The 24,693-nt window shown below is 72.6% G+C and carries 25 protein-coding genes; 11 read left to right on the top strand and 14 right to left on the bottom strand.

What is annotated here, in order from left to right:
- Positions 1 to 17 precede the first annotated feature (17 nt).
- The gene (locus ACGF13_RS27370) at positions 18 to 647 is read left to right on the top strand and encodes a hypothetical protein (RefSeq protein WP_392879870.1); all 630 of its coding nucleotides are present in this window, start codon (positions 18 to 20) and stop codon (positions 645 to 647) included.
- Between the two features lies 1 nt (position 648).
- Here ACGF13_RS27370 and ACGF13_RS27365 read toward each other — a convergent pair whose 3' ends face one another.
- From ACGF13_RS27365 to ACGF13_RS27355, 3 genes are all read right to left on the bottom strand, one after another.
- Positions 649 to 1,653 carry a glycosyltransferase family 2 protein gene (locus ACGF13_RS27365; RefSeq protein ID WP_392879868.1) on the bottom strand — a complete coding sequence of 335 codons (1,005 nt, stop codon included), beginning with the start codon at positions 1,651 to 1,653 and terminating at the stop codon, positions 649 to 651.
- Between the two features lie 208 nt (positions 1,654 to 1,861).
- On the bottom strand, positions 1,862 to 2,521 hold the full coding sequence (locus ACGF13_RS27360; RefSeq protein ID WP_392879865.1) for a transglycosylase SLT domain-containing protein: 660 nt from the start codon (positions 2,519 to 2,521) through the stop codon (positions 1,862 to 1,864).
- Positions 2,522 to 3,066: 545 nt separating this feature from the next.
- Positions 3,067 to 3,936, bottom strand: coding sequence for an EI24 domain-containing protein (locus tag ACGF13_RS27355; protein ID WP_392879863.1), 870 nt, complete (start codon positions 3,934 to 3,936; stop codon positions 3,067 to 3,069).
- A gap of 141 nt (positions 3,937 to 4,077) precedes the next feature.
- Here ACGF13_RS27355 and ACGF13_RS27350 point away from each other — a divergent pair, with 141 nt between their 5' ends.
- Positions 4,078 to 4,866 carry a S1 family peptidase gene (locus ACGF13_RS27350; RefSeq protein ID WP_392879861.1) on the top strand — a complete coding sequence of 263 codons (789 nt, stop codon included), beginning with the start codon at positions 4,078 to 4,080 and terminating at the stop codon, positions 4,864 to 4,866.
- A 154-nt stretch (positions 4,867 to 5,020) separates the two neighbouring features.
- Here ACGF13_RS27350 and ACGF13_RS27345 read toward each other — a convergent pair whose 3' ends face one another.
- The 3 genes from ACGF13_RS27345 to ACGF13_RS27335 all read right to left on the bottom strand — a co-directional run bounded on the left by ACGF13_RS27345 (position 5,021) and on the right by ACGF13_RS27335 (position 8,383).
- Positions 5,021 to 6,202, bottom strand: a complete 1,182-nt coding sequence (locus tag ACGF13_RS27345) for a helix-turn-helix domain-containing protein (RefSeq protein ID WP_392879858.1) — start codon at positions 6,200 to 6,202, stop codon at positions 5,021 to 5,023.
- Between the two features lie 238 nt (positions 6,203 to 6,440).
- Positions 6,441 to 7,880: an amino acid permease gene (locus ACGF13_RS27340; protein ID WP_392879856.1), complete on the bottom strand. Its 1,440-nt coding sequence runs from the start codon at positions 7,878 to 7,880 to the stop codon at positions 6,441 to 6,443.
- Positions 7,881 to 8,146: 266 nt separating this feature from the next.
- Complete coding sequence (locus ACGF13_RS27335; protein WP_392879854.1) at positions 8,147 to 8,383, bottom strand: hypothetical protein; 237 nt, start codon at positions 8,381 to 8,383, stop codon at positions 8,147 to 8,149.
- A 146-nt stretch (positions 8,384 to 8,529) separates the two neighbouring features.
- Here ACGF13_RS27335 and ACGF13_RS27330 point away from each other — a divergent pair, with 146 nt between their 5' ends.
- Positions 8,530 to 9,540 carry a Ku protein gene (locus ACGF13_RS27330; RefSeq protein WP_392879852.1) on the top strand — a complete coding sequence of 337 codons (1,011 nt, stop codon included), beginning with the start codon at positions 8,530 to 8,532 and terminating at the stop codon, positions 9,538 to 9,540.
- A 56-nt stretch (positions 9,541 to 9,596) separates the two neighbouring features.
- The gene (locus tag ACGF13_RS27325; RefSeq protein WP_392879849.1) at positions 9,597 to 9,890 is read left to right on the top strand and encodes a hypothetical protein; all 294 of its coding nucleotides are present in this window, start codon (positions 9,597 to 9,599) and stop codon (positions 9,888 to 9,890) included.
- A gap of 32 nt (positions 9,891 to 9,922) precedes the next feature.
- On the opposite strand, the gene ACGF13_RS27320 is transcribed toward ACGF13_RS27325, so the two are convergent.
- Entirely contained in the window at positions 9,923 to 11,311 is a 1,389-nt protein-coding gene (locus tag ACGF13_RS27320) for an NADP-dependent succinic semialdehyde dehydrogenase (protein ID WP_392879847.1), read from the bottom strand.
- Between the two features lie 119 nt (positions 11,312 to 11,430).
- Complete coding sequence (locus tag ACGF13_RS27315) at positions 11,431 to 11,712, bottom strand: DUF6158 family protein (protein WP_392879845.1); 282 nt, start codon at positions 11,710 to 11,712, stop codon at positions 11,431 to 11,433.
- Positions 11,713 to 11,895: 183 nt separating this feature from the next.
- On the opposite strand from ACGF13_RS27315, the gene ACGF13_RS27310 reads away from it, so the two are divergent.
- Positions 11,896 to 12,879, top strand: a complete 984-nt coding sequence (locus ACGF13_RS27310; RefSeq protein ID WP_392879843.1) for an adenosine deaminase — start codon at positions 11,896 to 11,898, stop codon at positions 12,877 to 12,879.
- Positions 12,880 to 12,900: 21 nt separating this feature from the next.
- On the opposite strand, the gene ACGF13_RS27305 is transcribed toward ACGF13_RS27310, so the two are convergent.
- The 5 genes from ACGF13_RS27305 to ACGF13_RS27285 form a co-directional block, all read right to left on the bottom strand.
- Entirely contained in the window at positions 12,901 to 13,485 is a 585-nt protein-coding gene (locus tag ACGF13_RS27305) for a dihydrofolate reductase family protein (protein ID WP_392879841.1), read from the bottom strand.
- Between the two features lie 64 nt (positions 13,486 to 13,549).
- On the bottom strand, positions 13,550 to 14,170 hold the full coding sequence (locus ACGF13_RS27300) for a vitamin K epoxide reductase family protein (protein ID WP_392879839.1): 621 nt from the start codon (positions 14,168 to 14,170) through the stop codon (positions 13,550 to 13,552).
- Positions 14,167 to 14,958, bottom strand: a complete 792-nt coding sequence (locus tag ACGF13_RS27295) for a DsbA family protein (protein WP_392879836.1) — start codon at positions 14,956 to 14,958, stop codon at positions 14,167 to 14,169. The genes ACGF13_RS27300 and ACGF13_RS27295 overlap by 4 nt, the downstream gene beginning before the upstream one ends.
- Positions 14,959 to 15,086: 128 nt before the next feature.
- On the bottom strand, positions 15,087 to 15,749 hold the full coding sequence (locus ACGF13_RS27290) for a hypothetical protein (RefSeq protein WP_392879834.1): 663 nt from the start codon (positions 15,747 to 15,749) through the stop codon (positions 15,087 to 15,089).
- Positions 15,750 to 15,847: 98 nt separating this feature from the next.
- Positions 15,848 to 16,345, bottom strand: coding sequence for an SRPBCC family protein (locus ACGF13_RS27285; protein ID WP_392879831.1), 498 nt, complete (start codon positions 16,343 to 16,345; stop codon positions 15,848 to 15,850).
- A 403-nt stretch (positions 16,346 to 16,748) separates the two neighbouring features.
- Between ACGF13_RS27285 and ACGF13_RS27280 the strand changes: the two genes are divergently transcribed.
- Positions 16,749 to 17,618, top strand: coding sequence for an Fpg/Nei family DNA glycosylase (locus tag ACGF13_RS27280; protein ID WP_392879829.1), 870 nt, complete (start codon positions 16,749 to 16,751; stop codon positions 17,616 to 17,618).
- A 46-nt stretch (positions 17,619 to 17,664) separates the two neighbouring features.
- On the opposite strand, the gene ACGF13_RS27275 is transcribed toward ACGF13_RS27280, so the two are convergent.
- Positions 17,665 to 18,525, bottom strand: coding sequence for an SAM-dependent methyltransferase (locus tag ACGF13_RS27275; protein ID WP_392879826.1), 861 nt, complete (start codon positions 18,523 to 18,525; stop codon positions 17,665 to 17,667).
- Between the two features lie 473 nt (positions 18,526 to 18,998).
- Here ACGF13_RS27275 and ACGF13_RS27270 point away from each other — a divergent pair, with 473 nt between their 5' ends.
- The 5 genes from ACGF13_RS27270 (at position 18,999) to ACGF13_RS27250 (ending at position 24,650) form a co-directional block, all read left to right on the top strand.
- Entirely contained in the window at positions 18,999 to 19,634 is a 636-nt protein-coding gene (locus ACGF13_RS27270; protein WP_392879823.1) for a polysaccharide deacetylase family protein, read from the top strand.
- 164 nt (positions 19,635 to 19,798) lie between these two features.
- Positions 19,799 to 20,125: a hypothetical protein gene (locus tag ACGF13_RS27265; RefSeq protein ID WP_392879820.1), complete on the top strand. Its 327-nt coding sequence runs from the start codon at positions 19,799 to 19,801 to the stop codon at positions 20,123 to 20,125.
- A gap of 208 nt (positions 20,126 to 20,333) precedes the next feature.
- A complete protein-coding gene (locus ACGF13_RS27260) occupies positions 20,334 to 21,206 on the top strand; it encodes a sulfurtransferase (protein ID WP_392879818.1) in 873 nt (290 codons plus the stop codon).
- 198 nt (positions 21,207 to 21,404) lie between these two features.
- Positions 21,405 to 22,943 (top strand): M1 family metallopeptidase, encoded by a 1,539-nt coding sequence (locus tag ACGF13_RS27255; RefSeq protein ID WP_392879816.1) that lies wholly within the window; start codon positions 21,405 to 21,407, stop codon positions 22,941 to 22,943.
- 165 nt (positions 22,944 to 23,108) lie between these two features.
- Positions 23,109 to 24,650, top strand: coding sequence for a M1 family metallopeptidase (locus ACGF13_RS27250; protein WP_392879813.1), 1,542 nt, complete (start codon positions 23,109 to 23,111; stop codon positions 24,648 to 24,650).
- The last annotated feature ends 43 nt before the right edge of the window (positions 24,651 to 24,693 follow it).

Genomic DNA, 24,693 nt, shown 5'->3' with positions numbered 1-24,693 from the left:
TGGCACCCTCGGCGGTCATGATCGACGAACCCGTGCCCGTTGACCCGGCCGGCCCCGAGGCCTACCTCGCCCACCTCCCGATCGGCGAGCCGCTGCCCTTCCCGGCGGAAGGCGCGCCGTCCTGGGAGATCTTCCCGTACGAGGGCGAGCTGACCGTCCGGGAACTGCGCGCGCCCGAGCTGCCGGAGCCGCCCCGCAATGGCGAGGACGGCCCGGAGAGCTGCCCGGACTGCGCCCGCCCGGACGCCGACTTCCTGTGGACGGACGAGTACTGGCGGCTCGGCACCACCGACGAGCCGGACGGCCTGCCCGCCACCCTGCTCCTCTGGCCGCGCGCCCACCACGACCTGCTGGACCTGCCGGCCGGACTGTCCGCGCAGCTGGGCCCGATGCTGCAGAGGGTGGAGCGGGCCGTACGGTCGCTCGGCGGCGTCGGCCGGGTCCACGTCAACCGCTGGGGCGACGGCTCGGCGCACCTGCACCTGTGGTTGCTCGCCCGCCCCGAGGGGGTGGCCCAGCTGCGCGGCTCGACCCTGCCCCTGTGGATGGACGTGCTGCCGCCGCAGCCCACCGGGGTGAGGGCCGAGCGGGCCCGCCGGATCGCGGCGGCGATGGCCGCCGAGGGCGGCACCGCGCACGCCCGCTGAGCTACTTCCGCCCGGTGAGCGTGCCGCGCGCGATGTGGGAGAGCTTGGCCACCTCGAACGCCGGGTAGGCGCCGCCCGCCAGCAGCGAGAACTTGATCCCCTCGCGGCCGCCGGGCCGGCGGTGGCCGGGCGGCTGGAAGCGCCGGTGGTGCTCGGCGGCGCGGTGGAAGAACTGCGGCCGCTCGGTGCGGGGGACGCAGCCGGCCAGGTCGAAGACGAACAGGTAGTGCCGGATCATCCGGACGAACAGCGCGTCGCGCACCGCGTACAGGTGCGGCTGGTCCTCCAGCAGGGCGAAGCTGCGCTCGTACTGTTCGAACAGGTCGAAGACGCTGCTGCCGGGCCCGCCCGCCGGGTGGACGGTCTCCCGGCGTCGCAGCTGGACGCACTCGCGCGCCAGCACGGCGGCGCTCCGGGCGCCGAGCAGCGCCGCGTGCGCCACCGGGACCTCCTCGTAGCGGCCGGGCGGGAAGGCCAGGCCCAGCTCGGCCCAGTGGCCGCGGCGGAGCAGCCGGTCCCAGATCAGCGGCGGCGCGCCGAACAGCTCGGGCCGGTCGAAGGGCGCGAACGGCTCGGGGCCGGCCTCGGCGAGCAACGCCTCGGCCCCGCCCGGCCAGTCCCGGTCCTGGTGGCGGCGGGAGTGGCCGAACAGCAGCACGTCCACCGGCCCGGTCTGCTTGAGCCGGTCGGCGAGCGTCCGCAGGGCGTCCCGGGGCAGCAGGTGGTCGGCGTCCAGGAACAGCAGGTACTCGCCGGCCGCCCGCGCCGCCCCCGCGTTCCGGCTCGCCCCGACCCCGACCGCCGCGTTCAGGTGCAGCACCGACACCCGCGGGTGCCGGGCGGCGTACGCGTCGGCGAGCCCACCCGCGGTCTCGGGGGAGCGGTCGGCGACCACGATCACCTCGATGTCGGCCAGGGACTGCGCGAGCAGCGAGTCCAGGCAGTCGGCGAGCTGTCCGTGCTGGTCGTAGGCGGGGACCACGACGCTGATCAGGGGTGAGGGCATGACGCCGGAGCGTAAGTGGGCCTGCGGACCGTGGCAAAGCCCTGACGGTCCGTAATTCCGAGCAATCGGTGGCAAATCGTACGAGCGTGCGCCATATCTTCACGCCGCCTGCCGGACGTGTCCACGCCCGTCCCGACCTGCGGCGATGTGCGCCGGGGCCCGCGACGCGAGGTGCGTCGCGGGCCCCGGTGGGCCGAACGGGTCCGGCTTAGTACCAGTGGTGGGCCTGCCAGAACGACCAGGCGGCGCAGGGGCTGCCGTAGCGGGTGTTCATGTAGTTCAGGCCCCACTTGATCTGGGTGGCCGGGTTGGTGCGCCAGTCGGCGCCCGCGGAGGCCATCTTGGAGCCGGGCAGGGCCTGGACCAGACCGTACGCGCCGGAGGAGGCGTTGACCGCGAGCGGGTTCCAGCTGCTCTCGCGGAACACGATGTTGCTGAAGCACTGGAGCTGGCCGGCCGGGACGATCTGCGCGGCGATCTGCTGCGGGGTGCCGGAGTAGGCGGCCGGCGCGCTGTCGAGGTTCTGGCGCTCCTGGGAGCGGGAGGCGGCGGCCTCGGCGTCGGCCTTGGCGTCGGCCTGCGCCTGCGCCTGGGCCTCGGCCTGGGCGGCGGCGTCCGCCTCGGCCTTGGCCTGGGCCTCCTGGGCGGCCTGCGCGTCGGCGGCAGCGGCAGCGGCAGCGGTATCGGCCTGGCCCGGCTCGGTGACCGGCCGGCCGTCCGCCGACACGGCGGCCACCGGGGCGGCCTCGGTGTTGTTCCCGGCCTGCGGGATGGCGAGGGCGGCGGTGGCGGCGCTCGCGACCACGAGGGTGGCGACACCGGTGATCAGGGAGTTGCGGCGGGCATGGCTGAGCTGGCTGAGCTGCATCGGGCGGACGATCCTTCTCCGTCGGGGGCCGTGCCGGTGGGCACCGGGGGCGGGGCATCGCGCGGGCTCCGGGTGAGCGGGGCCCGCTGCGGCCGCCCTGGACGGCCGTTGCGCCCCGGCCGGAGAGGCGGGGGCGGGCGGGCAGCGCGGCGGCGGAGGAGGTGAGGCTGCGCTGCCTGGCGACGGGCCATTCTTGGCAGGGCCGAGGACGGGTGGCAAAGGCGTTCTCTACTACGCCGGATCGTGGCTGCGGAGTCGGCATGGCGAGGATCGGCGGTTGGTTTGTGAGTATTTGCCCGAATTGCCCATCCGACGGCAGAGTCCGGGAGGCGGTGAGGGATCGCAGCGTCGACACCGACGGTGGCCTGTGTTCTTCAGGCGGAGCGCGGTCGTGGACGGTCCGCCCGGGGCGCCTCGACGGCGTCGGGATGGGGGCACCGGGGCGCGCGTCCACTATCGGGGATCGTGGATGGCGATCCCCCTGTGGGCGGGCTCACACGTTTGCCCACCCGATGTCGGCGCAGCGTGAGCGGAGGGTCACGGCCTCAGGGGGTCGCGTACGGATTGCCCGGGACGGGCGACCCGGTGGGGGTGGAGACGTCGGGGGTGGAGACGTCGGGGGTGGAGGCGTCGGGGGCGGAGACGTCGGGGGCCGGCCTCTCCCGCTCCTCCTGCGGTGCGGTCGGGACGAGGTCGCGGGCCAGCAGAGTGGCGCCGGCGACGGCCCCCGGCATGGCGAGCACCGTGACCAGTGGCACCAGGAAGGCCAGTATCAGCGGTGTGCCGAAACCCAGCGCCAGCCCGAGCCGGGCGCGCAGCAGCCGGATTCGCTCGGGCTGCGGCACCCGGCGCCGCTGCAGGGCGACGGCCGTCAGCTCGACGGTCATGAAGAAGCCGGACACCAGGAAGCCGAGCGCCGGGACCACCGTCTGCCCGACCACCGGGATGAACCCGCAGGCGAACAGCACCACGCCGAACGCGGCCACCCGCACCAGCACGTACAGGCTGTCGCGCACCGCGGTCAGCAGCTCGCGCCAGAGCGCGGTGTCCGGTGCGGCGGGCGCGTCGCCCTCGGTCTCGTCGACCTCGGCGCAGAGCGCCTCGTAGAAGGGCTGCCCGACCACCAGGGTGACCGCGGTGAAGGTGAGCAGGGAGAGCAGCAGTCCGCCGCCGAAGACGATCGCCGCGAGCGCGTCGCGCAGCAGTTCCCGCCAGGGTGAGCCCCAGTGGTCGGCGAACGGGGTGGCCCAGTCCGCGAGGTCCTTGGCCCAGGCGCCGAGGAAGGCGAGCGCGATGACGTAGCCGACCAGTGTGAGCAGGGCCGGCAGCATCCCGAAGCCCCACCAGCGGCCGTGCCGGCCCACCCATTTCTGGCCCTCGACCAGGTACTTCATCCCCGCCACAAGATCCCGCATGGGCGATCACCCTAGGGCCTCCCGGCCCGGAACCTTGCATTGCCGTGTTCCTGCCAGTTTCGACCGGCAAGGGCGCCCCCCTCCTGTAGCGCCGCCTGCCGGGCCACTCTCGGTCTTCCCCCACCTGCAAGGAGGAGTCCGATGAAGCGTCAACTCGGCAGGCTGATGAGCCTGTTGGTCGGTCTGGTGCTCGGCGTCGGCACGCTCGTGCTGCCCGCCGCCGCCTCGCCCGCGCCGTCGCCGAGCGTGGTCGGCGGCACGCGGGCCGCGCAGGGCGAGTTCCCGTTCATGGTGCGGCTCTCGATGGGCTGCGGCGGCGCGCTCTACACCTCGCAGATCGTGCTCACCGCCGCCCACTGCGTCGACGGCACCGGCGCCGACAGCAGCATCACCGTCACCGCGGGAGCGGTCGACCTGCGCAGCGGCACCGCGATCAAGGTCCGTTCCTCGTACGTCTACCAGGCGCCCGCCTTCACCGGCGCCGAGAACGGCGACGACTGGGCGCTGATCAAGCTGGCCTCGCCGATCAGCGGCAGCCTGGTCAGCACCCTGCCGATCGCCACCTCCACCGCCTACGACAACGGCACCTTCACCATCATGGGCTGGGGCGCCGCGAGCGAGGGCGGCGCCCAGCAGCGGTACCTGCTCAAGGCCACCGTGCCGTTCGTCGACGACGCCACCTGCGCCGGCGCCTACCCGGGCCTGAACAAGGCCGGCTCGCTCTGCGCGGGCTACGTCTCCCAGGGCGGCGTCGACACCTGCCAGGGTGACTCGGGCGGCCCGATGGTCCGCCAGGACGCGGCGGGCCGCTGGGTCCAGGTCGGCATCGTCAGCTGGGGCAACGGCTGTGCCCGCGCGGGCTACCCGGGCGTCTACTCCCAGGTGAGCACGTACGCGGCGGCCATCGCCTCGGCGGCGGCCGGCCTCTGAGCCGACCCGCAGGGGCCGCCGGACCGGTCCGGCGGGGCCGGCCACCACTCCCGCAGGTGGTGGCCGGCCCCGCTGCCGTGCGTCCGGGCGCCCGCGCGGCGTCCTGGCTTTCACCGGCGGCGGCGTCCGGGCCGGGGCCGCGGAGCCCGGGCTTTCACCGGCGCAGCCACTCCCCGGCCCGCCGCTGCTCGCGGGCGATGCGGCCGGTGGTGTTCGGGGGCAGCCGGGAGAGCAGAGCGGCCGCGGCGTCGGGGTGACCGGCGAGGGCGCGGGCGCCGGCGAGGCGGGCGGTGATCAGGGCGTGGTCGCGCGGGCGGGCGGCCCGGTCGAGTAGTCGCAGGGCCGCCTCCAGCCGGTCCGCCGCGGCGTGGGCGTGGGCGGTGCGGCCGGTGTGGAGGGCGAGGTCCCGGTGGCAGGTGCCATGGGCGACGGCCAGGACCAGTTCGGCGCGCTCCGTCCAGGGCGTCGGCGCGCCGGAGCGCAGTGCGGCGCCGGTCAGCCGCCGGGCGTCCGCCAGGGTCCGGTGGACCTGCGGTGCCTGTCCGGCCAGTGCGTGGGCGTGGGCCTGGACGACGGCGGCCCAGGCCCACAGCTCCGGCAGGGGAGGGGCGGTGCTCCGGGCGGCCTCCGCCAGGGTGAGCGCGGTGGCCGCGTCCCCGTGCCACCAGTACAGGGTGCTCTGGCGGGCGAGCAGGGCGGCCGTGGTGGCCCGGTCGTCGCTCGCGCGGGCCCACTCCAGCCCGGTGGCGTACCAGCCGAGCGCGTGGGCGTGGCGGTCTCCCTCGAAGTGGGCCCAGCCGGCGAGCTCGGCGTACTGGGCGGCGAGCGAACGGTCGGCGGCGGGGCTCTCGCGCGGGCCGGTGCGTGGCCGGCCGGCCAGGGTGCGGGCGTGGTGCTCCAGGACGGCGGCCAGCTCCTCGCCGCCGATCCGGCCGACGGCGGCGCGGTAGACGGCGAGCAGTTGGGCGAGCACCTCGACGGTGGCGGCGTCCGGTGGGGCGGTGCCAGCGGCGAGCGGTTTCCGGGCGGCGGCGGCGAGTTCGCCGAGGCGTCGGCGTTCCCGTTGGAGGGCCTGCCACAGCTGCGCCAGTTCGCCGTCGGCGAGGAGGAGTTCGTCGGCCCGGTCGGGCATCCCCGGCGGCGGCCAGCGGCGGGCGTTCTCCACCCGGCTGATCAGCGAGTCGTGGTAGCCGAGCAGCCGGCCGAGCTCGGCCTGGCTGAGGCCGCGGGCTTCGCGCCAGTGGCGCAGCCGACGGCCGAAGCGCAGGCGTGCGGACTCGGGTTCCGCACGGGGCGGTGGCGGGGAGGGCGGCGTGGGGGCGGGCGGGATCGGCACGGGGTCTCCCGGTGAGGGTCGGGAAGTGCTCGTGGGGGAGCGCTGGCCCAGGCATCCCCCTTGACGTGCCTTGGTCAAACTGGGGAGGGCGAACGGGGCGGCGAGCGGGACGCCCGGCGGGGCGTCGAGCCGACCGGCCAACGGGACGCCCGGCGGGACGGCGCCGGAGAAACGGCACCGGGCCCGGGAGCCTCCACATCGGCTCCCGGGCCCGGCGTTCCCGCACGGGGCGGGCGGGTCAGGAGCCCGCCGCCACCGCGGCCCGCCGCCGTCGGCCCACCACGGCCGAGGCCGTCAGCACGATGGCTGCGGCGACCAGCGACAGGTACATCTGCTTGCGCCCGTCGGCGTCGGTGAACATGTACGCCATGACGAACCCGATCATGCCCATGGCCGTCCAGGTCAGGTACGGGTACAGCCACATCCGGACGGTGTGCCGCTCGGGCATCTCACGCTCGATGATCTTCCGCATCCGCAGCTGGGTGGCGCAGATCACCAGCCAGACGAAGAGCGCGACGGCGCCGGAGGAGTTGAGCAGGAAGGCGAACACGGTGTCCGGCGAGGTGTAGTTGAAGAAGACCGCGACGAAGCCGAAGACCACCGAGGAGAGGATCGCCACCCGCGGCACGCCGCGCGAGGTCACCGTGGCGAAGGCCTTGGGCGCGTCCCCGCGCTGGCCCAGCGAGAAGGCCATCCGGGAGGCCGTGTACATCCCGGAGTTGAGGCAGGACAGCACCGCCGTCAGCACGATCACGTCCATCACCTGGCCGGCGCCCGGGATGCCGATGTGGTCCAGCACCGCCACGTACGGGCTCGCCTTGACGTCGGCGGAGTCCCACGGCAGCAGGGTGACCACGAGCAGGATCGAGCCCAGGTAGAAGATCCCGATGCGCCAGATGACGCTGTTGGTGGCCTTGCTGACCGCCTTCTCCGGGTCCTCCGACTCTCCGGCGGCCAGGGTGACGATCTCGCTGCCCATGAAGGCGAAGACCACGGTGAGCATTCCGGTGAACACCGCGCCCACCCCGTGCGGCAGGAAGCCGCCGTGGCCGGTGAGGTTGCTGGCGCCGACCGCGTGGGTGCCGGGCAGCAGGCCGAAGGCGGCGAGGGTGCCGATCACCAGGAATGCGGCGATCGCGACCACCTTGATCCCGGCGAACCAGAACTCGAACTCGCCGTAGGAGGCCACGGAGAAGAGGTTGGTGGCGGTCAGCACCGCCATCACTATCAGCGCCCACCCCCACTGCGGCACGCCGGGCACCCAGTTGTTGAGGATCTTCGCACCGGCCGTCGCTTCGACCGCGAGAACCACGACCCAGAAGAACCAGTACAGCCAGCCGATGGAGAAGCCGGCCCAGCGGCCCAGCGCGCGGTCCGCGTACGCCGAGAACGAGCCGCTCTGCGGGTCGGCCGCGGCCATCTCGCCGAGCATCCGCATCACCAGCACGACCAGCGCGCCGGCCAGGGCGTAGGAGAGCAGGATGCCCGGGCCGGTGGTCGCGATGCCCGCGCCGGAGCCGACGAACAGGCCGGCGCCGATCACGCCGCCGATGGCGATCATCGACAGATGGCGGTTCTTGAGCCCGGCCTTCAGGTGGCCGTCGCCGCCGTGTCCGACCGGACCGGTCTGCTGGGGGAGCTTGGTGGCCGTGGTGGGCCTGGTGGTGTCCGCACTCATCTCGGGACCCTGTGCCTTTCCAGCGCGGTGTGACCCTCGACTCGTCGTGCCGGAGGGTGGGGGACTTGCCCGCGCATTGCGTCGCAACCTAACTTCTACGCACCGATGATCGGAACAATTTTTTGGTAACTGTTCGCTCAACGAACGCAAAAGACCTGGTCGGGGTGGGTGGAAAGGTGGCATGAAAACCTCAAATCTGACGCCTCGTCAGCCTTTTGAGAGGTTTCCAAGCTCTGTTGGGGCTCAAATCGCCCGTGGGTGGGCGGTCAGATCGGCCGCACGTCGAGGACGGTGATCGAGGTCTCGTCCGCCGGTCGCCCGGTCAGCCGGGCGGCCAGGATCCGGGGGATGTCCTCCTCCTGTGAGTATCCGGGCAGGACGGCCACCTCCGCGCGCCGGGTGCCGGGCTCGCCCCGCACCGCGTACGTCACCAGGTAGCCGTACCGCTCCGGTGGGGGCGGCCCGGCCCGGTCCTGCCGGTCCTCCCGGCTACGGGCGGTCATCCGCATCGACCTCCTCGGCCCATTGTCGGCGCGGTGTGGCCGATCCTCGCAAATCCAGGCACAGTGGGACTCTCGGGGCATGCCGCAGGAGCATCCCGAGCGTTCGCGGCGCCGGCCGGCTCCCGGCGCCGGTCAGGAGCGACCCCATGCAGACCACCTGGAAGGGGACGATCAGCTTCGGGCTGGTCAGCATCCCCGTCCACCTGTACTCCGCGACCCAGGAGCACGACGTTCCGCTGCACCAGGTGCACGAGAAGGACGGCGGCCGGGTGCGGATGAAGCGGTACTGCGAGCGGGAGGAGAAGGAGATCCCGTACGCGGAGATCGCCAAGGGGTACGAGTCCCCCGACGGGCGGACCGTCACGCTCTCCGACGAGGACCTCGCCGACCTGCCGCTGCCCAGCAAGAAGATCATCGATGTGCTGGCCTTCGTGGACGAGAACGAGATCGACCCGCTGATGTTCTCCAAGGCCTACTACGTCGGCGTCGCCGACAAGGCCGCCGCCAAGCCGTACGCGCTGCTGCGCGACGCGCTCACCGAGTCCGGGCAGATCGCCGTCACCAAGATCGCGCTGCGCACCCGGGAGTCGCCCGCGGTGCTGCGGGTGCACGACAACACCCTGGTGCTCCAGACCTGCATCTGGCCCGACGAGGTCCGCCCGGCGGCCGGCATCGCGCCGGAGGGGGACGTCACCGTCCGGCCGCAGGAGCTCAAGATGGCGCGGTCGCTGATGGACACCCTCTCCGAGGACTTCGACCTCTCCCAGCTGCACGACGACTACCAGCAGGCCCTGCAGCAGGTGATCACCGCGCGGCTGGAGGGTGTGGAGGTCCCGCACGAGGAGGAGCCGGGCGAGGCGCCGGACAACGTGATCGACCTGATGGAGGCGCTGCGCAGCAGCCTCAAGCAGGCCAAGGGCGGGCGGGGCGGCGGGCCGGGCGGCGCCGAGGACGCCGAGGGGGAGGAGCCGGCGCCGCGCAGGCGCGCCCCGGCGAAGCGGACCGGCGCGAAGTCGGCCCCGAACGCCGCCCTGAAGGCGACCGCGAAGACCACCACCGGCGGCTCCGCAGGGGGTTCGGCGAAGGGCTCGGCGAAGGGTCCGGCCGCGAAGAAGACCACCGCCCGGAAGTCCTCGGCTCCCCGCAAGGCCTCCTGACCCTCCCGGGCCAGGCGTTCCTCCCGTCCAGCCGTCCAGCATTGGAGGCGATCCCGATGGACCTGCTGACCTACCAGGAAATCGACGCCAAGGAACAGGCCGAGCCCGAAGCCCAGCGGAACCGGGGCTTCGGGCACCGCGCCTGGCACTGGCTGCTCAGCCTCAGCCCCACCGTGGTGACGTTCATGGTCGCGCTCTCGATCGGCCTCTGCATGGTGGCCGTCCAGGTGAGCCTGCTGCCGGTGCTGATACCGATGGCGATCTTCTGGGGGCTGACGCTCATCGCGCTGGGCGGCGTGATCGCCCGCTGGATGACCCCCGGGCCGGGCCGCCACCGCGTGGCATCCTGACCGGCCCGGGGCGGGCGCGGGCCCGGGAGGGCTCAGCCGATCCACACCGTGGTGACGTTGCAGAACTCCCGGATCCCGTGCCCGGACAGCTCCCGCCCGAACCCGGAACGCTTGACCCCGCCGAACGGCAGCGCCGGGTGGGAGGCCGTCATCCCGTTGAAGAACACCCCGCCGGCCTGGATGTCCCGCACGAAGCGCTCCCGCTCGGCCTCGTCGGTGGTCCAGACGTTGGCGCTGAGCCCGAACGGGGTGTCGTTGGCGACGGCCACCGCCTCGTCCAGGTCGGCCACCCGGTAGACGGTGGCGACCGGGCCGAAGGTCTCCTCGTGGTGGATCCGCATCGCCGGGGTGATGCCGGTGAGCACCGTCGGCTCGAAGAACCAGCCGGAGTCCCAGCCGGTCGGCCGCCCGCCGCCGCACTCCACCCGGGCGCCCCGGGTGCGGGCGTCCTCGACCAGTTCCTCCAGGTCGTCCCGGCCCTGGCGGCTGGCCAGCGGGCCGACGTCGGTGCCCTCGTCCATCGGGTCGCCGACCTTCAGCGCGCGCATCGCCTCGGTGAAGGCGGAGGTGAAGCGGTCGTACACGTCGGTGTGCACGATGAAGCGCTTGGCGGCGATGCAGGACTGGCCGTTGTTCTGCACCCGGGCCCGGACGGCGGTGCGCGCCGCCTCGTCCACGTCGGCGCTCGGCAGGACGACGAACGGGTCGCTGCCGCCCAGCTCCAGCACGGCCTTCTTCACCACGTCCGCCGCGGTGGCCGCGACCGCCCGCCCGGCCGGCTCGCTGCCGGTGAGGGTGACGGCGGCGACCCTGGGGTCCCGGATCACGCCCTCGACCGCGCCCGAGCCGATCAGCAGCGTCTGGAAGCAGCCCTCGGGGAAGCCGGCCCGCTGGAACAGCTCCTCGATCACCAGCGCGGTGCGCGGCACGTTGGAGGCGTGCTTGAGCAGGCCGACGTTGCCCGCCATCAGCGCCGGTGCGGCGAACCGGACGACCTGCCACAGCGGGAAGTTCCACGGCATCACGGCCAGCACGGGGCCGAGCGGGCGGTATCGGACGTAGGCGTGGGCGGCGCCGGAGTCGGCGACGTCGGCCGGGGCCGGGTGCTCGTCGGCGAGCAGCGCCTCGGCGTTGTCCGCGTACCAGCGCATCGCCTTGGCGCACTTGGCGGTCTCGGCGCGGGCCCCGGCGAGCGGCTTGCCCATCTCCTCGGTCATGGTGCGGGCGACCGCCTCCTGCTCCTGGTCCAGCAGGTCGGCGGCGCGGCGCAGCAGTTCGGCGCGGGCCGCGAAGGAGGTGCCGCGGTAGCTGTGGAAGGCGGCCTCGGCGCGGGCCAGCCGCCGTTCGATGCCGGCCGCGTCGAGCGGCTCGAAGGTCTGGACGGTCTCGCCGGTCGCGGGGTTGACGCTGGCGATGGGCATGCGGGGCTCCCAGGAGGTTCGGGTCCGGTGCGTCTGCCCTCACACCCTCTCCGACGGCCCGGCTCCGGGCACACCACCGCGCGCCCGGCGTGTCCCGGCGGGCGCGCGGCCCGCTCCGGTCACTCCGGCAGCGACTCCACCCGGGCGGCCGCCTCCCTGGCCCTGGCCCCGGCCCTGGTCCGGGCCGCGGTGACCTGCCGGTTGGGGAAGCGGTGCAGGTACTCGGCCTCCAGCTCGCCGGTGCGCAGCGTGTGCCGCTTCAGCGCGTCCTCCGAGCCGTACAGGAAGGTCTCGTGGCGGGTGCGGTGCAGCTGTTCCAGCTCGTGCAGGAGCGTGTCGTTGCCCAGGGCATGGGGGGAGATGCCCGCGGGCCGGATGTGCGGGTCTTCGGCGTGCCGCATCTCGGTGCCTCCTCGGCGGAAGTCCCCTCCTACAGGGTGCCCGCGGAGCGTCGCCGGTGCACCCGGTCGGGGCCGGCCGGGCAGGTCCGGGCGGGTCGCCCGCCGAGCCCCCACGTCGACAAGCTCATAGGATGATCCTTCCGTCACCTCCGGGTCCACCCGCTACCGCTGGACAGATCGCACATGCCGCTTCCCAAGGCCGAACTCCACCTGCACATCGAAGGCACCCTGGAGCCCGAGCTCGCCTTCGAGCTCGCCGCCCGCAACGGCGTCGAGCTGCCGTACGCCGACACCGAGGCGCTGCGCGAGGCGTACTCCTTCAGCGACCTCCAGTCCTTCCTGGACCTCTACTACGCGCTGATGGCCGTGCTGCGCACCGAGGACGACTTCGCCGACCTCGCCGACGCCTACCTCGCCCGCGCCGCCGAGCAGGGCGTGCGCCACGCGGAGATCTTCTTCGACCCGCAGGCGCACACCGCCCGCGGCGTCCCGCTGGGCGTGGTGGTGGACGGCCTGACCCGGGCACTGGAGCGCAGCGAGGAACGGCACGGCGTCAGCACCCAGCTGATCATGTGCTTCCTGCGGGACGAGTCCGCCGAGTCCGCGCTGGAGACCTTCGAGGCCGCCCGCCCCTACTTCGACCGGATCGCCGGCATCGGCCTGGACTCCGCCGAGGTCGGCCACCCGCCGGTGAAGTTCCGCGAGGTGTACCGCCGGGCCGCCGAGGCCGGGCTGCGCCGGGTCGCCCACGCGGGCGAGGAGGGCCCGGCCGCGTACATCACCGAGGCGCTGGACGTCCTCGGCGTCGAGCGGATCGACCACGGGCTGCGCTGCCTGGAGGACGGCGAGCTGGTCGCCCGCCTGGTGCGCGAGCAGATCCCGCTGACCGTCTGCCCGCTCTCCAACGTCCGGCTGCGCTGCGTCGACACCCTCGCCGACCACCCGCTGGGCGAGATGCTGGACGCCGGCCTGCTGGTCACCGTCAACTCCGACGACCCGGCCTACTTCGGCGGCTACGTCGAGGACAACTTCCGCGCCGTCCGCGAGGCCCTCGGCCTCGACCAGGAGGCCCAGCGCCGCCTGGCCGCGAACTCCTTCCGCGCCTCCTTCATCAGCGAGGAGCGCTGTGCTGAACTCCTCGCCGAGGTCGAGGCGTACACCTTCTGACCCGAGCGCAGCGGCGGCCCGTCACCCGTCCAGCGGGGACGGGCCGCCGCGCTCGTAGTGGAGCAGGGTGACGCCGTTGGTGAAGCGGTGGGTGTCCTTGAAGGTGAGCGGGACGGGGTGGTCGGCGGGGCGGAAGAAGAGGGTGCCGCGGCCGAGAACGACGGGGTGGACGTAGCAGCGGAACTCGTCGACGAGGTCCTGGGCCAGGAAGGACGCCGCCAGGTTCGCGCCGCTGAGGGCGAGGTCGCCGCCGGGACCGGCGGTGAGGGCGGCGACCGACTCCGGGGTGACCTCGCGGACGACGGTGGTGTTCCAGTCGGCGTGGTCGAGGGTGCGGGAGAAGACGGTCTTCGGCATGTCGCGCCAGATGCCCGCGAACTCGGCCGTCACGGCGTCGGCGTCCGGGTCCTGGTCGGCGGTGGGCCAGACGGAGGCCATCAGCTCGTGCGTCACCCGGCCGGAGACGAAACCACCCATCCGGGCGAGCACCCGGTTGAAGTGGGTGTGCACCTCGTCGTCGACGAGGTTCCAGCCGAGGTCGTGGTCCGGGCCCTCGAAGTAGCCGTCGACCGACACGGAGACGAAGAGAACGATCCTGCGACGCATGGCACCCCACGGGGAGGACGGTCCGCCGCCCTCCCGCCGGAGCGGGCAGGGCGGCGGACGGGGATCAGATCAGGGTGCTCCAGTAGTACCAGAACCGGTTGAGGACCAGCAGCGCGATCGCCGCGTACCAGAGCGTCGGGACGACCCAGTGGTAGCGGGCCGCCTCCCGGACGGCCACCCGCAGCCGCGGGCCCACCGGGAGCACGCCCGAACGCAGGTTGTGCAGCGTGGTGTACCAGAACAGCGGGATCACCGCGGCCCACACCACCATGCAGTACGGGCAGAGCGCGCCGATCCGGTACAGCGCCTGGTACATCAGCCAGGTCACGAAGCCGACCCCGAACACCGTCCCGGCCTGCAGGCCCAGCCAGAACCAGCGCCGGAACGCCGCGTCCGAGAGCAGCCCGGCACCGACCGCGACGACCACCCCGAAGGCGACCAGCCCGATCAGCGAGTTGGGGAAGCCGAAGGCCTCCGCCTGCTCGCTGCGCATGATCGAACCGCAGCTGATGATCGGGTTGATGTTGCAGTTGGGGACGTACGACGGGTCCTCCAGCAGCCGGATCTTGTCCAGCGTGAGGACCGTCGAGGCGAACAGGCCGACCGCGCCGCCGATCAGCAGCAGCCAGGCGAACGGGCGGCTCGCGCCGTACGTGGGCCGTACGGCGGGGGAGCCGGCCGTCATCCGGTCACCTGCTTGACCATCGCGGTGAACTGCTCGGGGGAGACGGCCTTGCCGTTGCTGAGGACGTCCAGCTTCCTGCCGTCCAGCTTGACGGTCGGGGTGCCGGTCACGTCGCTCTTGTTGAACTCCTCGTTGACCTTGGCCGCCCACGGGGCGTAGGTCTGGTCGGTGACCGCCTTCACGAAGGCGTCGGTCTTCAGACCGGGCACCTGGCCCGCCAGGTCCAGGATGTGGTTGACGTCGCCGAAGGCGTCGCTGCGCTCGTCCGGCTGGTTGGCGTACAGCACGTCGTGGAAGGCCTTGAACTTGTCCACGCCCTCGTTCAGCGCGGCGCCGGCGGCGGCCAGCGCGGTGCGCGAGCCCTTGCCGCCGAGGTTGTTGTCCAGGAACGTCGCCAGGTGGTACTCGACCTTGTAGGTGCCCTCGTCGGCGAGCTGCTGGATTGCCTTGCCGGTGGTCGTCTCCAGCTGCTCGCAGAACGGGCAGCGGAAGTCCTCGTAGACCTCCAGGGTGTGCGGGGCGTCGGCCTTGCCGTAGGTGATCACGGTGCCGCCGGTGCCGCCCGCGTTGGCCGGCACGACCAGCGGGCCGTTCGCGGCGCCCGAGCCGGAGCCGGAGGAGCCGCCGACGGCGAAGGCCACGCCCGCCGCCAGGGCGAGCACGGCGGCGCAGGCGCCGCCGACCACCACCCGGCGGCGGATCCGGTCGGAGCGCTCGGCCTGGGCCCGGGCGGCGCGCATGCGGTCGGTGGCGGAGGCCTTCTTGTCGGCCTTGCGGGTGTTGCTCATGGGGTGTCGTCCTGTGCTCTCGGGCGTACGGGGAGGCACGCGGTCGGTCGGGGACCGCGTGGAGGGGCCGGTCGGGGACCGTGGGGAGGGGAGAGAACAGCCGGTCGAGCGGGCGGGAGCGCCGTCGCTCAGGCGGCCAGGGCGAACACCGGCGGACCGCGCCGGACGGCCGGACGGACGACGACGTCCTCGGCGGGGACCAGCGTGCGGCTGGCCCGGGGAAACGGCACCCGCGCCGGCGGACGGGCCGGCAGCGGGGCGAACAGCAGCCGCAGCCAGCGGGCGGCGGCGGGCAGGTGGCGGTGCAGGAACTCGCCCAGCATCCGGACGGCACCGGCCAGGCAGCACAGCGCGGCGTCCGCGCGGCGCAGCCAGTAGGCGCCGGCCAGCGCGATCACCGTGTGCAGCACGAGCAGGAGCAGCAGTACGCCGGTCTGCGCGGAGGCGCCGTGGCCGAGCAGGAACCCGCCGAGCGAGCCGCCGCCGCACAGCAGCGGCCGCAGGCCGTGCCCGGCACCGGGCGGCAGCGAGGGACAGGTGCTCTGCGCGAGGTCGAACAGCGCGCCGGTGCCCAGCTGCAGCGGCAGGAACACCGCCGCGATCGCCGGGTAGCCGCGCTCGCGGCCGGCCAGCGCGAAGGCCACCGCGAAGACGCCGGCGAAGGCCGGCAGCATCGGGCCGACCGGCAGCGCACGGCCGGTCACCAGCACCTGGCCGAGCCCGGCGAGCAGTACGACCAGCGCGGCGAAGACCGCCGCGCGGAGCGTCCTGGTGGCCGGGCCGATGTCCATGGGACCCGAGTCTGCCACAGGTTGAAACTGGAATGGTCTGCCGGGTGGTGAGCTGTGAAGAGCCTCACCACCCGTCCTGAGCTGGGCTTATGCAGCGCTTACGGGCGGTGGTGGTCGGGGGCTGGGGCGGGGGTGCCCGACGGTTCCGGGTGGGCCTCGGCCTCGTTCACCCGCGCCTCGACCAGCTCCCGGAAGTGGTCCAGATCCTCGCGCACCGCCCGCTCGATCGCCCCGGCCTGGGCGAAGCCGCGCGGCCCGCCGAACTCCCGGTGCACCGCGTCCGGGTCGTACTCCACCCGGATCTGCACCCGGGTGTGCCCGGCGTCGAGCGGCAGCAGCGCGAAGGTGCCACGCAGCCGGGGGGCGTCCGTGGTCCGCCAGGACATCACCCGGCCCCGGCCGCGGTCGGTGATCTCGGCGTCGACCGAGCGCTCGTCGCCGTCGATCTCCACCCCGAGGTGCGCGAGGTTCCGGCCGTGCGGGTGGGCGCTGCGGACGCCGTCGACGAACTGGGGGTACTCGTGCACCCGGTGCAGCTGCTCCCAGGCGGCGAGGACGGGGACGGCGATGTCGATCTGTTCCTCAAGGGTGCTCATGGTGCGGTGCACCTCCCTGTGTTCCAGCCTGCGCCCTGGGGGTGGGGTGGGCAACGGGGGGTGCTGGGGTGCTGGGGGTGGACGGGGCTTTCGGGAGGGTGGGGGCCGGGGGCGGCTCCGGGGGTGGGTGCTCCGGGGGCTGGATGATTTTCAGACTGCCAACCCTGGCGGTGGGGCGTTGAGACCGTTGGCAGTCTGAAAATCACCCGCCACGCCCCTCTCCGCACCCACCCCCTCCGCCGCCCCCTCCCGCAGCGCGTCCCTCTCGCCTGGGAGGGGGAGGGGTGGGTGGGTGGTTGCTGGGGGTGGGGATGTTTCCCTCGCTGGGTGGTGGGGTCTGTTGGGGGTGGGGTCTGGGGCTTTTTGGCGCGCGGGTGGGGGCGGGGCGGGGGAGACTGGGCGCATGCCGGAGCTGCCTGAGGTCGAGGCGCTGAGTGCCTTTCTGTCCGAGCGGTTGACCGGGCGGGTGATCGCTCGGGTGCAGCCGGTGGCGATCAGTGCGTTGAAGACGTTCGATCCGCCGGTGACGGGGTTGGAGGGGCGGACGGTCGGCGGGGTGAGCAGGCGGGGCAAGTTCCTGGACATCGAGGTGGAGGGGCTGCACCTGGTGGTGCACCTGGCTCGGGCCGGGTGGTTGCGGTGGAAGGACAGGCTGCCCGCCGAGCCGCCGCGGCCGGGGCCGCGCAATCCGCTGGCGTTGCGGGTACGGCTGGCGGGGGAGGCCGGGGACGGTTTCGAGCTCACCGAGGCCGGGACGAAGAAGGGGCTGGCGGTGTACGTGGTGCGCGATCCGGCCGAGGTGCCGGGGGTGGCCGGGCTCGGGCCGGACCCGCTGGACCCGGGGTTCGGCCTGGCGGACTTCGCCGGGCTGTTGCGCGGCGAGCGGCGGCGGCTCAAGGGGGTGCTGCGGGACCAGAGGGTGCTGGCCGGGGTGGGCAACGCGTACTCGGACGAGGTGTTGCACGCGGCGCGGATGTCGCCGTACAAGATCGCCGGGAGCCTGACGGAGGACGAGGTGGCCCGGCTGTACGAGGCGCTCGGGGGGACGTTGCGCGAGGCGGTGGAGCGTTCGCGGGGGCTGGCGGCGGGGGAGCTGAAGGCGGAGAAGAAGCTCGGACTGCGGGTGCACGGCAGGGCCGGCTCGCCGTGCCCGGTGTGCGGGGACACCATCCGCGAGGTGTCGTTCGCGGACTCCTCGCTGCAGTACTGCCCGACCTGCCAGACCGGGGGCAAGCCGTTGGCGGACCGGCGGCTGTCGCGGCTGCTGAAGTGACGCCTCCGTCCGACGGGGCCCGTCGGACGGAGGCGTGCCGGTGGCGTCAGCGCTTGATCGCGACGCCGCCCCAGTAGTACGCCGCCTTCGGGTCCGCCGGGGGCTCGCCGTCCGGGCGCCAGGCCAGCACCGGGGCGACGCCCGGCTCGACCAGCTCCCAGCCGTCGAAGAAGCGGACCACGTCGTCGTAGCCGCGCGGCACCAGGGTCATGCCGCCGGCCCGGGCGGCCTCGGCGACCTTGCCGACGGCCTCCGGGTCGAAGTCCGGGGTGGGGGTGGTCAGCGCGATGCAGCTGCCGACCGGCAGGGCGTCGCGCAGCGCGGCGACCCGGCCCCACGGGTCGTCCTCGTCGGCGATCAGCATCAGCACGGCGATCATCAGCAGGCCGACCGGCTGGGTGAGGTCGAGGGTGGAGGTGAGCGCCGGGTCGGCGAACAGTTCCTCGGGCTTGCGCAGGTCGGCGTGGATGTAGGTGGTGCGGCTGGCCGGGCTGGAGACCATCAGCGCGCGGGCGTGGGCGAGCACGATCGGGTCGTTGTCGACGTAGACCACCCGGGTCCCCGGGCTGACCGCCTCGGCGATCTCGTGGGTGTTCGGCGAGGTCGGGATGCCGGTGCCGAGGTCGAGGAACTGGCGGATGCCGTGCTCCTGGGCGAGGTAGCGCACGGCCCGGCCCTGGAACGCCCGGTTGGCCTTGGCCATCGCCTTGACGCTCGGTACGGCCTGCTCGATGGCCTGCCCCATGGCGCGGTCCGGCGGGAAGTTGGTCTTTCCTCCCAGCCAGTAGTCGTAGACGCGCGCAGAGTGCGGGGCGGTGGTGTCGACACCGAAACGTTCCCACTGGCTGAGCTCGGTCGCGTGGTCGTCCTGCTGGCCCTGGTGGGGGAAGTCCTGACTTGTCGTCATGGCCACGTCCTCTGATGGCAGATCATCACACTGGGGAAGGCACAGCGTAGCGGGCCCGGGAGGAGGCGGGGCGTCCGGTCGGGGAAGATCCGTGGAAGAACCCGGGAAACGGGGTGTGCGGCAGGAGCCCTTGGGCCGTCGGAGTGGTGATCGGGTCCGTCTGAGTTGCCTCCGGGGAGCGGCGGTGACGGCCGGGGGAAGCATCCACAATGCTGTCAGATCGTCAGATTACTTCGCGTAGATTGCTGCTGGTTGCGGCCGGAATGTCCCTCCTGGGGACGGCTGCCGGATGTCGGGGCACCTGGGGCGAGGGGGAGGGCGGCGCCACGGCGGGGGCGACCGATGCCGCCGCCCCGTCCGCTCCGGCGGGGCCCGAGGGGGCGGCGGGCGAGCCGTCCGCCGCGGCCACCCCGGGGAGCGGGCCGTCCACGGTGACCTCGCCGGTGCCGCCGTCCGGGTCCCCGTCGGCCACCGTGCCCAGTGCGGTGCCCCTGCGCCGGGTGCTCACCGAGGAGGAGGGCAAGCCGGTGTACGACCTGGACCCGGATCGGCGGGCGGTGGCGCTCACCATCGACGACGGTCCGGACCCCCGCCACACCCCGACCGTGCTGGCGCTGTTCGAGCAGTACGGGGTCAGGGCGACCTTCTTCCTGATCGGCGAGAACGCCGTCGAGCACCCCGCCCTGGTGCGGGAGATCGCGGACCGCGGCCACCACATCGCCAACCACACCTGGACCCACCCTGACCTGCGGCACCTCCCGGAGGGCAAGGTGCGGGACGAGCTGGAGCGCACCTCGGACCTGCTGCAGCGGACCGCCGGCCGGCAGCCCACCTGGTTCCGCGCGCCGGGCGGGGACTGGTCCCCGACCTCGCTCAAGGTGGCCGCCGACCTCGGGATGCGGAACATGGCCTGGTCGGTGGATCCGCGGGACTGGGCGCGGCCCGGGACCTCGGCGATCATCGACCGGGTGCTCAAGAACGTCCGGCCCGGGTCGATCGTGCTCAACCACGACGGCGGCGGGGACCGGTCACAGACGGTGGCGGCGCTGAAGGCGTACCTGCCGGTGCTCGTCGACTCCGGGTACAGCTTCACGGCCCCGCCGAACTGAGTGGGATTTCCGGTGGCTTTCGAATGAAGGCGAGTAGCGGTTTCAACCTCTAAATCACTCGAATAGGTGGATTAGAAGAAGCGTTTCTGCGGATTTTGGGCCTCTAGGGTGATCTCGCATCACTAACCGGGTACCGCCGAGTACCACCTGAAAGGCCCTCACCCATGCGTCTCCGCAACGCCGTGCTCGCCGCCGCCAGCGCCGTCGCCCTCGTCCTCGCCGTCCCGTTCTCCGCCAATGCCGCGACGGGCGACTTCCTCTACAAGGTCGGCCCCGGAGTCGTCACCGGCCTGGCCGACCCGCCGAGCGGCGAGTGCATCGACCTGCCGTGGACGACCGAGGACGACCCGGGCTTCGCGCCGGAGAACCTCACCCGCTCCACGGCCACGGTCTACCTGGCCGCCGACTGCGCGGGTGACGTGTTCTACGTCATGAACCCCGGCAAGAAGCTCGGCGACCGGCTGAAGCTGCGCTCCGTCGTCTTCTCCTGAGCGGAGCGAGAAGAGCGAGGGGCGAGGGGGCTGGGGGGCGAAGAGCGAGGGGGCGCGGGGTGGCCCGGGCCGGACGGACGGCGTAGGTTCGAACTGTCCGGCCCGGTCGCCGGCGACTCGCCGTGCCCGTACGTCCTGCCGTCGTCGCGCGGCCCGCTGAGCCCGTGGTCGGGCGCCGCAGCCTGGGCAGAGCGAAGGAGGGCCTGGGATGACCGGCAACGGCTACGCGCACCCCGAGGCGTTGGTCCACACCGAATGGCTGGCCCACCACCTGGACGACGGGACGATCCGGGTCGTCGAGGTGGACGAGGACACCGAGGCCTACGACCGGGACCACATCCCCGGGGCGGTCGGCTGGAACTGGACCACCGATCTGCACAGCCAGGTCGGCCGGGACTACATCGACCGCGACGGCGTCCAGCACCTGCTGAGGGCGGCCGGGGTCGAGGACGACACCACGGTGGTGCTCTACGGCGGCAACAACAACTGGTTCGCCGCGTACGCCTACTGGCTGCTGCGGCTGCGCGGCTTCGGGCCGGTGCGACTGCTGGACGGCGGGCGCAAGAAGTGGGAGCTGGAGGGGCGGGAGCTCACCCACGAGGTGATGGACTACCAGCACAGCGGCTACCGGCTCGACGGGCCCGAGCGGCCGGAGCTGCGGGCACTGCGGGACGAGGTCCTGGCGAAGGCCGAGGTGTTCGCCAAGCCCGGCGCGGACGCGGTGCTCGTGGACGTCCGCTCGCCCGCCGAGTTCCGGGGCGAGCTGATCGCGCCCCCGCACCTGCCGCAGGAGCAGGCGCAGGTGCCCGGGCACATCCCGGGCGCGGTCAACATCCCGTGGTCGCAGGCGGCCAACGACGACGGGTCGTTCCGCTCGGCGGAGGAGCTGCGGGCGCTGTACGGGGGGAAGGGCGTGGAGTCGGAGCGCGAGGTGATCGCGTACTGCCGGATCGGCGAGCGGTCCGCGCACACCTGGTTCGCGCTCACCGAGCTGCTCGGCTACCCGCACGTCAAGAACTACGACGGCTCGTGGACGGAGTACGGCTCGCTGGTGCGGGCGCCGGTGGTGCTCGGGGCGTGAGGGCGGTGGGCGTGAGGAGTGGGGCGGGCATGAGGGCGGGCGGGGGTGAGACGGAGTGACGGCTTCGCGGCAGTGCTGCGAAGCGGTGATTTCGGCGCGTTTCTTTTCATGAACATCTCAGATGTGGGGAGTGGGAGCGGGGCCTCCGGGACATGGATCGATCCGACCCAATCGTTCCGGTGATCCCTGGAGGACCACGTGCGCAAGAGGCTGATCGTCTCCGCTGCCAGTGCCCTGAGCCTGTTCCTTGCCGTCCCCGCCTCGGCAACCGACTTCCAACCCGGCGCGGCCGGGGTCGGCGACTCGTACTACCCCACCTACGGCAACGGCGGGTACCGCGTCTCGCACTACGACATCCGGCTGAAGTACCAGCCCGCCACCGACGAGCTGGAGGGCACCACGACCATCCTCGCCACGGCGACCCAGAACCTCTCCCGGTTCAACCTCGACTTCGCGCTGAACGTCTCCGAGGTCCGGGTCAACGGCCGGCCCGCGAGCTTTGCCACCAGCGGGGAGCAGGAACTGGAGATCACCCCCGCCCGGCCGCTCGCCAAGGGCAGCCAGGCCACCGTGGTGGTGCGGTACAAGGGGGTGCCGTCCACCGTGAAGAAGTACGGGTTCACCAGCTGGCACCGCACCCCGGACGGCGGGATCGCGGCCAACGAGCCCGAGGCGGCCTGGTGGTGGTTCCCCAGCAACGACCACCCGAGCGACAAGGCCACCTACGACGTCTCCGTGCTGGTACCGGACGGCACCCAGGCGATCAGCAACGGCCTGCTGACCGGCACCACCTCCCAGGCCGGCTGGACCCGGTACAGCTGGCGGGAGAACAAGCCGCAGGCGACGTACCTGGCCACGCTGGCGATCGGCAAGTTCGACGTCACCCGGGACACCACGCCGAGCGGGCTGCCGGTCTACAACGCGTACAGCAAGGACCTGGGCGAGAACGCGGATGCCGCCCGGGCGAGCGTGGAGCGCACCGGCGAGCTGGTCGACTGGCTGAGCGGCTACTTCGGCGAGTACCCGTTCAGCTCGGTCGGCGGCTACGTCCCCAACGTCCCGACCGGCTACGCCCTGGAGACCCAGACCCGGATCTTCTACAGCCCCCGGCAGTTCGCGAAGGGCTCCAACACCTCGGTGGTCGTGCACGAGCTGGCCCACCAGTGGTACGGCGACAGCGTCTCGCTCTCGCGCTGGAGCGACATCTGGTTGAACGAGGGCTTCGCCCGCTACGCCCAGTTCCTCTGGTCGGAGCACGAGAACGAGGGCACCGCACAGGAGTTGGCCGACTACGTCTACGCCTCGCACCCGGCCGACGACCCGTTCTGGAGCATCAAGCCGGGCGACCCGGGCGAGGAGAACCAGTTCGCGAGCGCCGTGTACGAGCGCGGCGCGGTGGCCGTCCAGGCGCTGCGCAACGCCGTCGGGGACGAGAAGTTCTTCCGGATCCTGAAGGGTTGGCCCACCGAGCGCCGTTACGGCAACGCCACCATTCCGGAGTTCCAGGCGTACGCGGAGAAGGTGTCGGGCCGGAAGCTCGGCGACGTGCTGAACACCTGGCTGTTCACCCCGAGCAAGCCGGCCGTCGGGCCGGTGGCGCCGGGCGCCGCGGCCGTCGCCTCGTTGGCGCCGGGTGCGGAGACGGGCGCGGGCAAGGCGCAGGGGCAGCTGCCGGTGGAGCCGAAGTCCTGGAAGAAGATCCAGGAGACCAACTCGGTGCACGAAGCCCACAACTGACGACATATCGGCAACGAGTGGCGTGACGGCTTCGCGGCAGTGCCGCGAAGCCGTCATTTCGGCGTGTTTCTTTTCATGAAGGTCTCACGATCGGGGAGTGGGAGCGGGGCCTCCGGGACAAGGATCGGTTCAACCCAATCGTTCCGGTGACTCCTGGAGGACCATGTGCGCAAGAGGTTGATCGTCTCCGCTGCCAGTGCGCTGAGCCTGTTCCTTGCCGTCCCCGCCTCGGCTGCCGACTTCCAACCCGGCGCGGACGGCGTCGGGGACCCGTACTACCCGACCCTCGGCAACGGGGGGTACGACGTCTCGCACTACGACATCCGGCTGAAGTACCAGCCCGCCACGGATGAGCTGGAGGGCACCACGACCATCCTCGCCACGGCGACCCAGGACCTCTCCCGGTTCAACCTCGACTTCACGCTGAACGTCTCCGAGGTCCGGGTCAACGGCCGGCCGGCGACCTTCGCCGCCAGCGGCGATCAGGAGTTGGAAGTCACCCCCGCCCGGCCGCTCGCCAAGGGCAGCCAGGCCACCGTGGTGGTGCGCTACAAGGACGTGCCGTCCACCGTGAAGAAGTACGGCGGCTACACCGCCTGGCGCCGTACCCCGGACGGTGCGGTCGCGTCCGGCGAGCCGGTGTCGGCCGGGTGGTGGTTCCCGAGCAACGACCACCCGAGCGACAAGGCGACCTTCGACGTCTCGGTGCAGGTGCCGAACGGCACCCAGGTGATCAGCAACGGCGTGCTGGCCGGCACCACCTCCCAGGCGGGGTGGACCCGGTACAGCTGGCGGGAGAACAAGCCGCAGGCGACGTACCTGGCGACACTCGCGATCGGCAAGTTCGACGTCACCCGGGACACCACGGCCGGCGGGCTGCCGGTCTACAACGCCTACAGCAAGGACCTGGGCGAGAACGCGGATGCCGCCCGGGCAAGCGTGGAGCGCACCGGCGAGCTGGTCGACTGGCTGAGCGGCTACTTCGGCGAGTACCCGTTCAGCTCGGCCGGCGGCTACGTCGCCAACATTCGGTCCAGCGGCGCCCTGGAGACCCAGACCCGGGTCTCCTACGGCCCCGGGCTGTTCGCCAAGGGGTCCAACACCTCCGTGGTCGTGCACGAGTTGGCCCACCAGTGGTACGGCGACAGCGTCTCGCTCTCGCGCTGGAGCGACATCTGGTTGAACGAGGGCTTCGCCGAGTACTCGCAGTTCCTCTGGTCCGAGCACGAGAACGAGGGCACCGCACAGGAACTGGCCGACTACATCTACGCCTCACGCCCCGCCGACGACCCGTTCTGGACCGTCAAGCCGGGAGACCCGGGTGAGGAGAACCAGTTCTCCGGCGCGGTGTACTACCGCGGCGCGGTGGCCATCCAGGCGCTGCGCAACGCCGTCGGGGACGAGAAGTTCTTCCGGATCCTGAAGGGCTGGCCCACCGAGCGTCGCTACGGCAACGCCACCATTCCGGAGTTCCAGGCGTACGCGGAGAAGGTGTCGGGCCAGAAGCTCGGCGATCTGCTGAACACCTGGCTGTTCACCCCGAGCAAGCCGGCCGTCGGGCCGGTGGCGCCGGGCGCCACGGCCGTCGCCTCGTTGGCGCCGGGTGCGGAGACGGGCGCGGGCAAGGCGCAGGCGCAGCTGCCGGTGGAGCCGAAGTCCTGGAAGAAGATCCAGGACGCCGCCTCGGTGCACGAGGACCGTCACTGACGGCATGCGGGAACGAGTCGGCGGTTCCGCGCGTACGGCGGGA

The sequence above is a fragment of the Kitasatospora sp. NPDC048286 genome (assembly GCF_043201735.1).
GTDB lineage: Bacteria > Actinomycetota > Actinomycetes > Streptomycetales > Streptomycetaceae > Kitasatospora.
Note: the sequence above shows the minus strand (reverse complement) of the source record. Positions and strands in the feature narration are given on the sequence as shown.

Excerpts from the sequence above, each read along its gene's own strand:
- ACGF13_RS27285 (WP_392879831.1), bottom strand. The coding sequence starts at position 16,345 with ATGAGCACCCTTGAGGAACAGATCGACATCGCCGTCCCCGTCCTCGCC.
- ACGF13_RS27260 (WP_392879818.1), top strand. The coding sequence starts at position 20,334 with ATGACCGGCAACGGCTACGCGCACCCCGAGGCGTTGGTCCACACCGAA.
- ACGF13_RS27295 (WP_392879836.1), bottom strand. The coding sequence starts at position 14,958 with ATGAGCAACACCCGCAAGGCCGACAAGAAGGCCTCCGCCACCGACCGC.
- ACGF13_RS27320 (WP_392879847.1), bottom strand. The coding sequence starts at position 11,311 with ATGCCCATCGCCAGCGTCAACCCCGCGACCGGCGAGACCGTCCAGACC.
- ACGF13_RS27305 (WP_392879841.1), bottom strand. The coding sequence starts at position 13,485 with ATGCGTCGCAGGATCGTTCTCTTCGTCTCCGTGTCGGTCGACGGCTAC.
- ACGF13_RS27360 (WP_392879865.1), bottom strand. The coding sequence starts at position 2,521 with ATGCAGCTCAGCCAGCTCAGCCATGCCCGCCGCAACTCCCTGATCACC.
- ACGF13_RS27275 (WP_392879826.1), bottom strand. The coding sequence starts at position 18,525 with ATGACGACAAGTCAGGACTTCCCCCACCAGGGCCAGCAGGACGACCAC.
- ACGF13_RS27350 (WP_392879861.1), top strand. The coding sequence starts at position 4,078 with ATGAAGCGTCAACTCGGCAGGCTGATGAGCCTGTTGGTCGGTCTGGTG.
- ACGF13_RS27315 (WP_392879845.1), bottom strand. The coding sequence starts at position 11,712 with ATGCGGCACGCCGAAGACCCGCACATCCGGCCCGCGGGCATCTCCCCC.
- ACGF13_RS27300 (WP_392879839.1), bottom strand. The coding sequence starts at position 14,170 with ATGACGGCCGGCTCCCCCGCCGTACGGCCCACGTACGGCGCGAGCCGC.
- ACGF13_RS27280 (WP_392879829.1), top strand. The coding sequence starts at position 16,749 with ATGCCGGAGCTGCCTGAGGTCGAGGCGCTGAGTGCCTTTCTGTCCGAG.
- ACGF13_RS27355 (WP_392879863.1), bottom strand. The coding sequence starts at position 3,936 with ATGCGGGATCTTGTGGCGGGGATGAAGTACCTGGTCGAGGGCCAGAAA.
- ACGF13_RS27340 (WP_392879856.1), bottom strand. The coding sequence starts at position 7,880 with ATGAGTGCGGACACCACCAGGCCCACCACGGCCACCAAGCTCCCCCAG.
- ACGF13_RS27265 (WP_392879820.1), top strand. The coding sequence starts at position 19,799 with ATGCGTCTCCGCAACGCCGTGCTCGCCGCCGCCAGCGCCGTCGCCCTC.
- ACGF13_RS27290 (WP_392879834.1), bottom strand. The coding sequence starts at position 15,749 with ATGGACATCGGCCCGGCCACCAGGACGCTCCGCGCGGCGGTCTTCGCC.
- ACGF13_RS27365 (WP_392879868.1), bottom strand. The coding sequence starts at position 1,653 with ATGCCCTCACCCCTGATCAGCGTCGTGGTCCCCGCCTACGACCAGCAC.
- ACGF13_RS27325 (WP_392879849.1), top strand. The coding sequence starts at position 9,597 with ATGGACCTGCTGACCTACCAGGAAATCGACGCCAAGGAACAGGCCGAG.
- ACGF13_RS27335 (WP_392879854.1), bottom strand. The coding sequence starts at position 8,383 with ATGACCGCCCGTAGCCGGGAGGACCGGCAGGACCGGGCCGGGCCGCCC.
- ACGF13_RS27330 (WP_392879852.1), top strand. The coding sequence starts at position 8,530 with ATGCAGACCACCTGGAAGGGGACGATCAGCTTCGGGCTGGTCAGCATC.
- ACGF13_RS27310 (WP_392879843.1), top strand. The coding sequence starts at position 11,896 with ATGCCGCTTCCCAAGGCCGAACTCCACCTGCACATCGAAGGCACCCTG.
- ACGF13_RS27370 (WP_392879870.1), top strand. The coding sequence starts at position 18 with ATGATCGACGAACCCGTGCCCGTTGACCCGGCCGGCCCCGAGGCCTAC.